The organism is Aureimonas endophytica (assembly GCF_014642635.1).
In the GTDB taxonomy this organism is placed as follows: Bacteria; Pseudomonadota; Alphaproteobacteria; order Rhizobiales; family Rhizobiaceae; genus Plantimonas; species Plantimonas endophytica.
The window spans coordinates 647,560-659,981 of record NZ_BMIQ01000002.1 but is presented as its reverse complement, the minus strand read 5'-3'; the positions used below and the strand labels follow the sequence as shown (position 1 = coordinate 659,981).

The window sequence follows — 12,422 nt, the reverse complement described above, 5'->3', positions numbered from 1 at the left end:
ATGCCGGGCGTCCTTCCCTGGCTCGTCGCCGCCTGGCTCTTCGGCATCGGCCTCTACGGCATCGCCACCTCGCGCCATTACGTGCATCTCATCGCCTGCCTGTCGGTCTGCCAGTCCTCGACTTATGTGCTGCTTCTCGCCATCGGCTACGAATGGGGCGGCGGCCCGCCGATCTTCTACGACCATCCGCCCGGCACCCGCGCGGTCGATCCGGTGGTCCAGGCGCTGGTCCTCACAGATATCGTGGTCGGGGCGGCGGTAACGGCGCTGCTTCTCGCGATCTCGCTCCAGGTCCACAAGCGGCGGGGGACGCTCGATCCGCATAGCCTGAAGCCGCTGAGGGCCCACCGGTGAGCCTTGCCGAAAGCCTTCTCCCCCTGCCCGTCCTCCTGCCGCTCGCGACGGGCGCGGTGATGCTGGCGCTCGCCCATATCCTGCCGCCGCGCCTCGGCGATCTCGTCGCTTTCGCCGCCGCCGTCGCCGTCGCCGCCTTATCCTTCTGGCTGGCGGACGAAGCGCTGGAGGGGCCGATCACCCATTGGTTCGGCGGCTGGACGCCGGACGCCGCCGGCCGGCCGGGCGTCGTTCTTGGCATCGGCTTCCGGGCGGACCCGGCCAGCGCCGCGATGGCGGGCTTCTGCGGGATGCTCTTCGCCTGCGCCTTCGTCTTCGCCTGGGGCTATTTCGACGCGGTGCGCATGCATTTCCATATCCTGATGCTGCTCTTCCTCGCGGCGATGGCCGGCTTCTCGCTGACGCGCGACCTCTTCAACCTCTTCGTCTGGTTCGAACTGATGAGCGTCGCCGCCTTCGCGCTCACCGCCTATCCGCTCGGCGAAAGCTCGCTCGAAGGGGCGCTGAACTTCATCGTCACCAACACCCTGGCGAGCGTGATGATGCTGGCCGGCATCGGCCTCCTCTATTCGAGAACCGGCACGCTCGATTTCTCCGCGATGGGCGCGGCCGGCGCCCGGCTCGGCGACGATCCGGTGCTTCTCGGCGGCTTCGCGCTCCTCGCCGCCGCGCTGCTCACCAAGGCGGCCATCCTGCCCTTCCATCTCTGGCTCGCCGATGCCCATGCCGTGGCGCCGAGCCCGGTCTCGATGATCTTCTCGGGCGCGATGGTCAGCCTCGCCCTCTTCGCCCTGCTGAAACTGACGGCGGAGGTCTTCGCCCACGAGGACCGGATCGTCGGCCTCGTCCGGGGCGGGCTCGCCTGGCTCGGGCTCGGCACGGCGATCCTCGGCGCGCTGATGGCCTGGGCGCAGACGCATCTGAAGCGCCTTCTCGCCTTCTCCACCATCTCGCATCTCGGCATCATGCTGGTCGGGGTGGCGACGCTCACACCGGTCGGCGCCGGGGGCGTGCTGCTCTATGTCTTCGGCCACGGCCTCGTGAAGGCGGGCCTCTTCATGACGGCCGGCATGCTGCTGGCGCTGCGCCATTCGGCGGACGAGATCGCGCTGCACGGCAAGAGCAAGGCGCTCTGGCCGGCCGGGCTCGCCATGGGGCTCGGCGGCCTCCTTCTCGGCGGCCTGCCCTTCGGCCTCCTGCACGGCGCGACGCATCTCATCCATGTCGAGACGCGCTCGCCGCTTCTCGACGTCGCGGTGATCCTATCGACGGCGCTCACCGGCGCCGCCGTGCTGCGCGCCGCGCTGCGGATCTTCGCCGGGCTCAGCGGCGCGCCGGGCGTCGAGGCCTTCGCCCCAACGGAGCGGGAGACCGAGAAGGCCAACCGGCCGCTCTGGCTGATGCTTCTGCCCTGCGCCTTCGTCCTGGCGCTGGCGCTCGTGCCGCCCGCGCTGGTCGAGCCCTTTCTCGGCCGCGCGGCACCGCGCCTCCTCGCGCCCGATCAGGCGGGCGAGGTGCTGCTGCCGCCGGCCGAGCTGTCGCTCGCCGGCATCGCGCCCTTCGTCCTGATGCTGGCGCTGACGGGCGCTTCGCTGCTGCGCCGGCGCCCGGTGACGCCTCTCGCTCGCCGGCTCGCCAAGCTCGAACGGCGCCCGTTCCAGGCGTTGCAGGCGGTGCATTCCGGCATGGTCGGCGACTATGTCGCCTGGATGATGCTCGGCCTCGGCCTCATCGCCGCCGCCCTCGCCTATGGCTGAGGCCGTCCCCGCGAGATGGCGCGGGGACGGGGTTCGATGGACGGCGGATCAGACCGCCGGCCAATGATGGTGCTGCACGCCGTCCTTGTCGAAGCGGGTGAAGGTATGCGCGCCGAAGAGGTCGCGCTGGCCCTGGACGAGATTGGCGGTGCCGCGCGCCCGTCGATAGTCGTCGAAATAGAACAGGGCCGCGCCCAGCGCCGGCACCGGCACGCCGGCGAGCGTCGCCTTGGAGACGACCTGGCGCAGCGCCGCCTGCCCCTTGGCGACGCGGCCGGAGAAGGTCGGCGTCTGAAGGAGATTGATCACCGTCTCCCCGGTCTCGTAGGCCTTAGCGATGTCGTCCAGGAAGTCGGAGCGGATGATGCAGCCGGCGCGCCAGATGCGGGCGATGTCGCCGAGCGGCAGGTTCCAGGTGAATTCCTGGCTCGCCGCCGCCATGATCGCATAGCCCTGCGCATAGGCGATGATCTTCGCCGTCTCCAGCGCCTCTTCCAGTTCCCGCAGGCCCTCGGTGCCGGAGGCGAAGGTGCTCGCCGGCAGCGTCAGGTCGGCATAGACCTTGGCGGCGTCGGCGCGCTCGGCGCGGCGGGACGAGATGCCGCGCGCCGACACGGCCGATTCCAGCGTGGTCGCGCCGATGCCGAGCTTCTGCGCCTCGATCACCGACCAGCGGCCCGTGCCCTTTTGGCCGGCCTCGTCGACGATGAGATCGACCAGCGGCTTGCCGGTCTCCTGGTCGGTCTCGGCCAGCACCGCCGCTGTGATCTCGACGAGATAGGAGGCGAGCCCCCGCGTGTTCCAGTCGGCGAAGACCTTGGCCATGTCGGGCGCCGCCATGCCGAGGCCGTCGCGCATGATGCCGTAGATCTCGGCGATCATCTGCATGTCGGCATATTCGATGCCGTTATGGATCGTCTTGACGAAATGGCCGGCGCCGTCGGTGCCGAGCCAAGCGACGCAGGGGCTGCCGTCATATTGCGCCGCGACCGGCTGGAGGATCGGCTTCAGGCGCTCCCACACCGCCTTGTCGCCGCCGACCATGATCGAGGGTCCGTGGCGCGCGCCGAGCTCGCCGCCCGAAACGCCCATGCCGACGAAATGGATGCCCGTTCCCTCCATCGCCTTGTTGCGGCGGACGGTGTCGTTGAAATCGGCATTGCCGCCGTCGATGACGATGTCGCCCTTCTCGAGGAGCGGCTTCAGGTGCTCGATCTGCTCGTCCACTGGCTTGCCGGCATTGACCATGATGAGGACGACGCGCGGCGTCTTCAGCGCGGCGACGAACTCCTCCAGCGAATTCTCTGGATGCAGCTTGGCGGCGAGCTCGGGATTGTCGTCGCGGACCTTGAAGGCCTTCTCCGTCGTGCGGTTGAAGATGGCCGTCTCGAAGTCCTCCTCCGCGATGTTGAGGGCGAGCATCGCCCCCATCGTGCCCATGCCGAGTACGCCGATATCGGCCTTTGCGTCGCTCATTGCCGCCTCCTCTGATAGCCGAGGTGGAGGGTTAGATTTGCGCCCCCCCGTCGTCAACGACATGACCGAAACGGGTAAAGAAAAAGGCCCCGCTCGCGAGAGCGGGGCCGGACCGGCGGACCCTTGTCAGGCGGCCTTGGCGATCGGCGCCTCGGCCTCGTCCATGGCCTTCATGTAGAGGTCGAGCAGCGTCTCGTGCTCGTCGCGCTCGTCCTGGTCCTGCTTGCGCAGCTTGATGATCTCCTTGAGGATCTTGACGTCGAAGCCCTCGCCCTTGGCCTCGGCGAAGACCTCCTTCTTGCCCTCGTTGAGATCGGCGATCTCCTGCTCGAGCTGCTCGATCCGCTCGACGAAGGACCGGATGCGGCCACCCGAAGCCATCGAAACGTCGTCGCTCATGGTTGCTCCTTTCTGAAACTGGCGGGAGCAGTCTTCGCAGGCGAAGGTAAGCGGTTCCTTAATCCGCCTTGCGGCTCACAGCCGCTGCACCCGGCCCGCCGCCGCGTGCCGGACGAGATCGCGCCGCCGCTGCGCGGCATATTCGTCGATCTCGTCGCCCTCGCTGCGGGCGGCGCGCACGAGATCGTCCACCGCCTGGCAGTTCGACCGTTGCAGCGCCTCGATGGTCGAGATGCGCCCCGTCAGATAGTCGGCAAGAATGATCGTCAGCGATTGCGACATCGCGGTTCCCCTCGTTCTTCGGCCCCGGGTCGCAAGGTGGAGTCCCATGAAGGTGGAACAAGGTCGCGGACCTTGCCCGAAACTGGCGGTCGCCGGAAAGCGCCGAGGGATCAGGCGCTTGGGAAGGGCCGAAAATTTTGGCTTCCCGACTGGCCGAAAAAGGGGCGCGGGAGGCCCCTTTTCGCTTGCCTTCCGGCCCGGGAGCCGGTCGAGACGGCGGGGTCAGGCCTCCAGCGCGCCGCTCCTCGCCCCTTCCGACGGACGCGAGCCCAGAAGCTTTAGGAGCGCCTCGCCGACCCGCGTCGAGCGATGCGCGCGGCGGGTGAGGATCAGCCCGGCCTGCGGGGCCGTGACGACCACCTCGCCCTCCGGCTCGCCGGGCGCCGTCAGGATCGTCACCAGCCGGTCGCCCGCCGCGACGCGGTCGCCGGGTCCCACATGGTAGAGCAGCGCACCGCCGGCCGGCGCCATGATCATCTCCACCTGTTCGAGCGGCGTCACCGTGCCGGCGAAGGGCGCGGGCGCGGCGACGTCCGTGTCGCGCACGACCCCGCGCAGGACGAGGAAACGGTAGAGACCCTCGGCATCGGCCTCGGCGAGCTCCGGCGAGACATCGGCCCGGCCGCGCAGCTCCACCGTCGTCACCGCGCGGCGCGCCCAGCTGTCGTCCTCCGCCGGCCGGCCGCGATGCGGCGCATAGGCCGCCTCCTCGAAGGCGCCGTCCGAGGACTCGTCCCAGAGCAGCACCGCCTTGCAGGCGAGGCAGGCGGCGAGATCCGCCATATGCGGCCAGAAGGGCTTGGGCGCGTAGAAATATTGCAGGGATTCGTCGTCGCAATGGAGATCGAGGACGAGATCGGCGCCGAGCATCAGCTTCACCAGCCGCGCCTTCAGCCGCTTCTCGGCCGAGACCGGCGCCTCGTCGCCGGGCAGGCGCGAGGCGTCGCCGTCGCCGAGCAGCGGGAAGTCGCGATTGTAGTTGGTACGCGAATGGAGCGAGAAGCGGCCCATATGTTCGAGAAAGAGATGCTCGCCGGCCGCGATCGGATTGGCATGCGGCACGATGGTGATGCGGCCGGGAATCCGCCCCTCGGCCTCGGCCTTCAGGAGCTTCGGCACCAGCGCATGGATCGCGACGACGCCCGGCAGCTCGTTCGCATGGAGGGCCGCCTGGAGATAGGCGCTGGGCGCCCCGGTCTCGCCATCGCCGAAGGAGAGGACGGCGAAGCGCCATTCGGTGCCGGGCGTGTCGCCGCGCAGCCGTTCGATCGACTTTTCCATGGAAACATCCTTGCCTGTCCGCCCATGGTGAACGCATAGCGTTTCCACGGGAAAAGGCTATGGCGGAGGCGGGTTTCATGGCGATGCGGGGCAGTGGCGCCGGGGGGCGGGTTCTCGCCATCGGCGAATGCATGATCGAGCTGGCGCTCGGCGCCGACGGGCTCTACCGCAAGGGCTTCGCCGGCGACACGTTCAACACGGCCTGGTATCTGCGCCGCCTGCTGCCCGCCGCCTTCGACGTCGCCTATCTGTCGGGCGTCGGCGACGATGCCGAATCGCAGGCGATGCTCGCCTTCATGGCCGGCGCCGGCATCGACACCGGCTTCGTCCGCCGCGTGCCGCGCCGCATGCCCGGCCTCTACATGATCCGTCTCGACGGGGCCGAGCGCAGCTTCACCTATTGGCGCGACACCAGCGCCGCCAAGGAGCTCGCCGCCGATCCGGCGCATCTCGAGGCCGCGATCGACGCGGCCGACGCGCTCTATTTCTCCGGCATCACCCTGGCGATCCTTTCGCCCGCCCATCGCGAGGCGCTCCTCGCCCGTCTCGGCCGCGCCAAGGCGGACGGACGCATCGTCGCCTTCGATCCGAACATCCGGCCGCGCCTCTGGGCCGACAAGGCGGAGATGTGCGCGGCGATCGAGGCGGGCGCGCGGGCCGCGAGCCTGTCGCTGCCGAGCTTCGCCGACGAGGCGGAAGCCTTCGGCGATGCCTCCCCCGAGGAGACCGCCGAACGCTACCTTGCGCTCGGCGCGGCGGAAGTGGTGGTGAAGGACGGCGGCGGCCCGGCCCTCGTCGCCGCTGGGAGAACGCGCCTTGCCGTCGCGGCGCGCCAGGTGGAGGACGCGGTCGACACGACGGGGGCCGGCGATTCGTTCTCCGCCGCCTATCTCGCGGCGCGGCTCTGCGGGCGCGAGCCGGCCGATGCCGCCCGTTCGGCGCATGGCTTGGCCGGCGAGGTCGTGCGCCATCGCGGAGCTTTGGTGGAGGGAATCGAGACGATAGCGGCAATTGTCTAAAAACCGGTGAATCAGACATGCGCGTCGCGCATGGCAGCGCTGCCAATCCGTCCCTTCTTTTCGCCGGTGCGAAAGGGCATATCAGGGTCACGACAAAGGAGATCGTGATGACCACCGCCGGCCCCGCCAAGATCCGCTCGATGCGCTCGACGCTTGCGTCGATCGCAACCATGATCGACGGTGCCAATTCCTGCGCGAGCGCCGCCGAGGCTGGCCGTCGCCCCTCGAACCATGCGCTGCGCGCCGTCGGCATCGACGGTCGCCATTGGGATCTCATCGGCCGCCGCTGAGACCCCGCTTCCAGCGGATCACATTTCCGAAGACCCGAGCCCGCGACCGCAAGGTCCGCGGGCTTTGTCTTGACTGCGCCTTATCCCAAGGCCGGAGTTCGGCGCGGGACCTCGCGAAAAGGGCGGCCCGCCGGACCGCCTTTCCATCCCGTCTGTCCCGCTCAGATCAGAAAGGCCGGGATGGTGCCGGGCCAGACCTGCTCGATGCCCTTCAGGATCATCTCGACCGCGACATAGAGGATGATCGCGAGGCCGATATAGGCGATCCAGCGATAGCGCTGGAGCAGCTTGGCGATGAAGCTGGCGGCAAGGCCCATCAGGGCGATCGACAGCGTCAGGCCGATGATGAGGACCCAGAGATGCTCGCCGGCCGCGCCCGCGACCGCCAGCACGTTGTCGAGCGACATCGAGACGTCGGCGACGACGATCTGCCAGACGGCCTGCGCAAGGGTCTTGCGCGGCGCGCCGGTCTCGGCGCCTTCGAGAGCGGCCTCGCCGGCCGCCTCCGCCGCCGCGTGGCGCAGCTCGCGCCACATCTTCCAGCAGACATAGAGCAGCAGGAGGCCGCCCGCGATCAGCAGCGAGCCGCCGAAGCCGAGCAGCCATTGCGTGCCTGCGGCGAAGAGAATGCGCAGGACCGTCGCCGCCAGGATGCCGACGAGAATCGCCTTCGACCGCTGCTCCTTCGGCAGGCCGGCGGCGGCGAGGCCGATCACGATCGCATTGTCGCCGGCCAGCACGAGATCGATCATGACGATCTGCGCGAGCGCCGTCAGCGACTCGACGGTCAGGAATTCCATTCAACGCCCCCTTGCACGCGCTTCGCGCCCCTGCCCGTACGTGGAAACCCCCAGGACGGGCAAGGGGCGGCGGTCGATCGACCGCCGTCTCAATCCTCGTTGGCGGCCAGCTGTTCCAGCATCTGGCCGCGCCCGCGCGCCCGCAGCACCATCGGCACGACGAGCGCCGACAGCGCGAGAAGGAGAAGCACGATCGCCAGCGGCGAATGGACGAGGATCGTCGGATCGCCCTGGCTGATCTGCAGGGCGCGGCGCAGCTGCTGTTCCGCCATCGGCCCGAGGATCAGCCCCACCACCACCGGCGCGATCGGATAGCCGAAGCGGCGCAGGCCGTAGCCCATCAGGCCGAAGACGAGAAGCATGCCGAGCTCCACCGGCGAGGGATTGGCGCCGATCGTGCCGAGCGTCGCGAAGACGAGGATGCCGGCATAGAGCCAGGGGCGCGGCACGGTGAGGAGGCGCACCCAGAGCCCGATCAGCGGCAGGTTGAGGACGACCAGCATGAAATTGGCGATGAGCAGGCTGGCGATGAGGCCCCAGACGATTTCCGGCCGCGTCGCGAAGAGCAGCGGCCCCGGTTGCAGGCCGAACTGCTGGAATCCGGCCAGCATGATCGCCGCCGTCGCCGAGGTCGGCAGGCCGAGCGTCAGGAGCGGCACCAGGGTGCCGGCCGCCGAGGCGTTGTTCGCCGCCTCCGGTCCCGCCACGCCTTCGATCGCGCCCTTGCCGAACTCTTCCGGCCGCTTCGACAGGTTCTTCTCGGCGGCATAGGACAGGAAGGTGCCGATCTCGGCGCCGCCCGCCGGCATCGCGCCGATCGGAAAGCCGATCGCGGTGCCGCGCAGCCAGGGCTTCCAGGAACGCGCCCAGTCCTCGCGGCTCATCCAGAGCGAACCGCGCACCGCCTCCACCGTATCGGGCGTGCGGTGGCCGGCCGCCGCCACCGACAGGGTCTCGCCGATGGCGAAGAGCGCGACGGCCAGCGTCGTCACCTCGACCCCGTCGAGAAGCTCCGGGATGCCGAAGGACAGGCGCGTCTGGCCGGTCTGGAGATCGATGCCGATCAGGCCGAGGGTGAGCCCGATGGCGAGGGCGGTGAGCCCGCGCAGCGCAGAATCGCCGAAGGCGGCGGACACGGTGACGAAGGCGAGCACCATCAGGGCGAAATATTCGGCCGGCCCGAAGGACAGCGCGAAGCTGACGATCGCCGGCGCGATGAAGGCGAGGCCGAGCGTGGCGATGAGGCCGGCGACGAAGGAGCCGATCGCCGCCGTGGCGAGCGCCGGCCCGCCGCGTCCGGCCCGCGCCATCTTGTTGCCTTCGAGCGCCGTGACGATCGAGGCGCTTTCGCCCGGCGTGTTGAGGAGGATCGAGGTCGTCGAGCCGCCATACATGCCGCCGTAATAGATGCCGGCGAACATGATGAGCGAGCCGGCGGGATCGAGCCGGTAGGTCACCGGCAGGAGCAGCGCCACGGTGAGCGCCGGGCCGATGCCGGGCAGGACGCCGACGGCCGTGCCGAGCGTCACGCCGATCAGCGCGTAAAGGAGATGCATCGGCTGCATCGCCGTCAGGAGCCCGTCCCCGAGCAGGGCGAATGTGTCCATCTCGTGCCCTCCCCGCTAGAAGACCAGCCGCTCCAGCGGCCCGCCCGGCAGCGCCAGTTTCAGGAGCCGCGTGAAGACCATCCAGATGACGAAGGCGAGCGCGATGCCGATCGGGATCGTCAGCCACAGCCGGCGCTTGCCGAAGGCGGCGGCCGCGCAGGCGAAGAGCAGCCCGGTCGCGATCGAGAAGCCGGCGGGCTTCAGCAGCAGGAGTTGCGCCGCCAGACCCGCGACGATCCAGAAGATCGGCCCGAGCTCGTCATGGTCGCGCTTCGGAAAATCGCCGCGCCAGGCCTCCACCAGCGTCCAGACCGACAGGATCGCCAGCGCCGCGGCCACGACATAGGGAAAGGATTTCGGGCCGACGGTCGCGTAGGCGCCGCCGCGCAGCGAATAGGCGTTCCAGGCCACGACGACGGCGACGACGGCGAGGCCGAGGCCGATCGCGGCCGCCGCCCAGTCCGGGCGGCGCTCCCTTTCGGGCGAGGAGGTCTCGGTCATTGCTGCACGAGGCCGATATCGGTGAGGACGGCCTTCGTATCGGCGATGTTCTTGGCGAGTTCGGTCTTGAAGGCCTCGCCTTCGAGATAGGCGTCGTCCCAGCCGTTGCGCTTCAGCACCGCCTGCCACTGTTCACTCGTCACCATCTTCTTCACGTCGGCGGTGATCTGCGCCTTCTGGTCGTCCGAGATGCCGGGCGCGGCGGCGACCATGCGCCAGTTCTGGAGGACGACGTCGAGCCCGGATTCCTTCAGCGTCGGCGCGTCGACGCCGTCGAGCCGCTTCTCGCTGGTGATGGCGAGGAGCCGGAGCTGGCCGGCCTTGATCTGGGCCTCGAACTCGCCATAGCCGGAAATGCCCGCCGCGACCTGCTGCCCGAGGATCGCCGCCAGCGCCTCGCCGCCGCCGGAATAGGCGATGTAGTTCATGCCGCGCGGATCGACACCCGCCGCCTTGGCGATGAGGCCGGCCGCGATGTGATCGGTGCCGCCGGCCGAGCCGCCGGCGAAGGACACGGTGCCGGGATTCTGCTTCAGCGCGGCGACGAGATCGCCGATCGTCTTGAAGGGCGAGGCGGCCGGCACGACCACCGCCTCGACCTCGCCGGTGAGGCGGGCGACCGGCGTCACCTGATCGAGCGTCACCGGCGACTGGTTGGTGAGGATCGCGCCGACCATGACGAAGCCGCCGACGAGAAGGGCGGACGGATCGCCGTTCTTCTGCGCGACGAACTGCGCGAGGCCGATCGTGCCGCCGGCGCCCGGCACGTTGACCACCTCGACATCCTTGGCGATGCCGGCCTCCTGCAGGACGCTCTGCATGGCGCGGGCCGTCTGGTCCCAGCCGCCGCCCGGCGAAGCGGGCGCCATGATGATGTAGCTTTCGGTTTCGGCGAAGGCCGGGCCCGAAAGCAGGCCGAGCACGAGCGCGGCCAGCAGCGTCTTCTTCATCGGTTCTCTCCCAAGGATCGCCGCAGCAACAGCCTCCCGCCGCAGGCAATACGCTCCTGAATAGGCGACAACCGGAACGATCGCCAAGCCTTCTTTCCGGATGGTGGGCGAATTCACCGCAGCCACGATCGACGAAAATCGAGCCGACCATGGAGCGATACGCGCCAGCAGGCCATTCGAATGCCAAGACGATCGAGATTCGCTTGGATGCACTGCAACAAGACTTTCGCGATGCGGCGGCTGCGGCGCCATTCCTTGGCGGCGATCGAATCATGCTTCGAAATTGACCTTTGCGGGCCTTTGCCCTTTCATGCGCCACGATGCGAAGCGGAGACGAGACGTGACCCCGGAGGACCTCAAGAGCCTGATGGCGGCGGCCTCGCCCGCGCGTTCCGGCGACTTCCTGGCCGGGATCGCGGCGGAAAGCGCCGAGGCGCGGGTCGCCGCGCAGCGCCGGCTCGCCGATACGGGCCTCGCCGAGATCCTGGCGACCCCGCTGATCGATCCCGAGGCGGACGAGGTCTCCGCCCTGATCCTCGACCGGCACGATCCGCAGGCCTTCGCGCCGATCGCGCATCTCTCCGTCGGCGAGTTCCGCGAATGGCTCCTGTCCGACGCGGCGAGCCGGGAGGCGATCGCGGCGCTGCAATGGGGCCTGACGCCCGAGATGGTGGCGGCCACTTCGAAGATCATGCGCAATCAGGATCTCGTCGCCGTGGCGAGGAAGCGTCCCGTCGTCACCGCCTTCCGCACCACGGTCGGCCTGCCGGGGCGGCTGTCGGTGCGCATCCAGCCGAACCATCCGACCGACGATCCGAAGGGCGTCGCGGCCTCGATCGTCGACGGGCTGCAATTCGGCTGCGGCGACGCGGTGATCGGCATCAACCCGGCGACCGACAGCCCGGAGGCGATGATCCGCCTGCTCGAGCTCATCGAGGAGCTGCGCTTCCGGCTCGGCTGCCCGGTCCAGTCCTGCGTCCTCGCCCATGTCACGACGGCCCTGCAGGTGATGGCGCGCGGCGCGCCGGTCGATCTCGTCTTCCAGTCGATCGCCGGCAGCCAGGCCGCCAACCGCTCCTTCGGCATCGATCTCGCGATGCTGAAGGAAGCCCATGACGCGGCGGCGGAGCTGAACCGCGGCACGGTCGGCCGCAACGCCATGTATTTCGAGACCGGCCAGGGCTCGGCGCTCTCCGCCAACGCCCATCACGGCATCGACCAGCAGACGATGGAGACGCGCGCCTATGCCGTGGCGCGCGAGTTCTCGCCGCTCCTCGTCAACACCGTCGTCGGCTTTATCGGCCCGGAATATCTCTATGACGGCAAGGAGATCATCCGGGCCGGGCTGGAGGACCATTTCTGCGGCAAGTTGCTCGGCCTGCCGATGGGCTGCGACGTCTGCTACACCAACCATGCCGAGGCCGATCAGGACGACATGGACAACCTCCTGACGCTGCTCGCCGTCGCCGGCGTCAATTTCGTGATGGGCGTGCCGGGCTCGGACGACATCATGCTGAACTATCAGTCCACCTCCTTCCACGACGCCGCCTATATCCGCCGCACGCTGGATCTCCGGGCCGCGCCGGAATTCGAGGCCTGGGCGGAAGGCTTCGGCATCTTCGACGCCGAGGGCATGCTCGCCCCGGCCGAGGGCGACCGCTCGCTGGAACTCCTCGACCGCACGCATCTCCTGGAGGCGTCCTGAC

Annotated in this window: 13 protein-coding genes; 5 read left to right on the top strand and 8 right to left on the bottom strand. The window is 69.1% G+C overall.

Annotated features, from left to right (window positions below):
* Together IEY14_RS09325 and IEY14_RS09320 are read left to right on the top strand one after the other, a co-directional pair.
* A complete protein-coding gene (locus IEY14_RS09325) occupies nucleotides 1–354 on the top strand; it encodes a sodium:proton antiporter (protein ID WP_188907929.1) in 354 nt (117 codons plus the stop codon).
* Entirely contained in the window at nucleotides 351–2,111 is a 1,761-nt protein-coding gene (locus IEY14_RS09320; RefSeq protein WP_210318323.1) for a complex I subunit 5 family protein, read from the top strand. The genes IEY14_RS09325 and IEY14_RS09320 overlap by 4 nt, the downstream gene beginning before the upstream one ends.
* Nucleotides 2,112–2,159: 48 nt before the next feature.
* Here IEY14_RS09320 and gnd read toward each other — a convergent pair whose 3' ends face one another.
* From gnd to IEY14_RS09300, 4 genes are all read right to left on the bottom strand, one after another.
* Nucleotides 2,160–3,587, bottom strand: a complete 1,428-nt coding sequence (gene gnd, locus IEY14_RS09315) for an NADP-dependent phosphogluconate dehydrogenase (RefSeq protein WP_188907928.1) — start codon at nucleotides 3,585–3,587, stop codon at nucleotides 2,160–2,162.
* Nucleotides 3,588–3,713: 126 nt separating this feature from the next.
* Nucleotides 3,714–3,986, bottom strand: a complete 273-nt coding sequence (locus IEY14_RS09310) for a DUF2312 domain-containing protein (protein ID WP_188907927.1) — start codon at nucleotides 3,984–3,986, stop codon at nucleotides 3,714–3,716.
* Nucleotides 3,987–4,061: 75 nt separating this feature from the next.
* Nucleotides 4,062–4,268 carry a hypothetical protein gene (locus IEY14_RS09305; RefSeq protein WP_188907926.1) on the bottom strand — a complete coding sequence of 69 codons (207 nt, stop codon included), beginning with the start codon at nucleotides 4,266–4,268 and terminating at the stop codon, nucleotides 4,062–4,064.
* 222 nt (nucleotides 4,269–4,490) lie between these two features.
* Nucleotides 4,491–5,549 carry a succinylglutamate desuccinylase/aspartoacylase domain-containing protein gene (locus IEY14_RS09300; protein ID WP_188907925.1) on the bottom strand — a complete coding sequence of 353 codons (1,059 nt, stop codon included), beginning with the start codon at nucleotides 5,547–5,549 and terminating at the stop codon, nucleotides 4,491–4,493.
* Nucleotides 5,550–5,608: 59 nt separating this feature from the next.
* Between IEY14_RS09300 and IEY14_RS09295 the strand changes: the two genes are divergently transcribed.
* Both IEY14_RS09295 and IEY14_RS09290 read left to right on the top strand, forming a co-directional pair.
* Entirely contained in the window at nucleotides 5,609–6,568 is a 960-nt protein-coding gene (locus tag IEY14_RS09295; protein WP_244639402.1) for a sugar kinase, read from the top strand.
* Nucleotides 6,569–6,675: 107 nt separating this feature from the next.
* A complete protein-coding gene (locus tag IEY14_RS09290) occupies nucleotides 6,676–6,858 on the top strand; it encodes a hypothetical protein (RefSeq protein WP_188907924.1) in 183 nt (60 codons plus the stop codon).
* Nucleotides 6,859–7,019: 161 nt separating this feature from the next.
* On the opposite strand, the gene IEY14_RS09285 is transcribed toward IEY14_RS09290, so the two are convergent.
* From IEY14_RS09285 to IEY14_RS09270, 4 genes are all read right to left on the bottom strand, one after another.
* Nucleotides 7,020–7,658, bottom strand: a complete 639-nt coding sequence (locus tag IEY14_RS09285) for a TerC family protein (protein WP_188907923.1) — start codon at nucleotides 7,656–7,658, stop codon at nucleotides 7,020–7,022.
* A gap of 89 nt (nucleotides 7,659–7,747) precedes the next feature.
* Complete coding sequence (locus IEY14_RS09280) at nucleotides 7,748–9,265, bottom strand: tripartite tricarboxylate transporter permease (protein ID WP_188907922.1); 1,518 nt, start codon at nucleotides 9,263–9,265, stop codon at nucleotides 7,748–7,750.
* Between the two features lie 15 nt (nucleotides 9,266–9,280).
* Nucleotides 9,281–9,766 carry a tripartite tricarboxylate transporter TctB family protein gene (locus tag IEY14_RS09275; protein ID WP_188907921.1) on the bottom strand — a complete coding sequence of 162 codons (486 nt, stop codon included), beginning with the start codon at nucleotides 9,764–9,766 and terminating at the stop codon, nucleotides 9,281–9,283.
* Entirely contained in the window at nucleotides 9,763–10,716 is a 954-nt protein-coding gene (locus tag IEY14_RS09270) for a Bug family tripartite tricarboxylate transporter substrate binding protein (RefSeq protein ID WP_188907920.1), read from the bottom strand. Before IEY14_RS09270 ends, IEY14_RS09275 begins: the two co-directional genes overlap by 4 nt.
* Before the next feature lie 340 nt (nucleotides 10,717–11,056).
* Between IEY14_RS09270 and IEY14_RS09265 the strand changes: the two genes are divergently transcribed.
* Nucleotides 11,057–12,421, top strand: coding sequence for an ethanolamine ammonia-lyase subunit EutB (locus tag IEY14_RS09265; protein WP_280515032.1), 1,365 nt, complete (start codon nucleotides 11,057–11,059; stop codon nucleotides 12,419–12,421).
* Nucleotide 12,422: the final 1 nt, after the last annotated feature.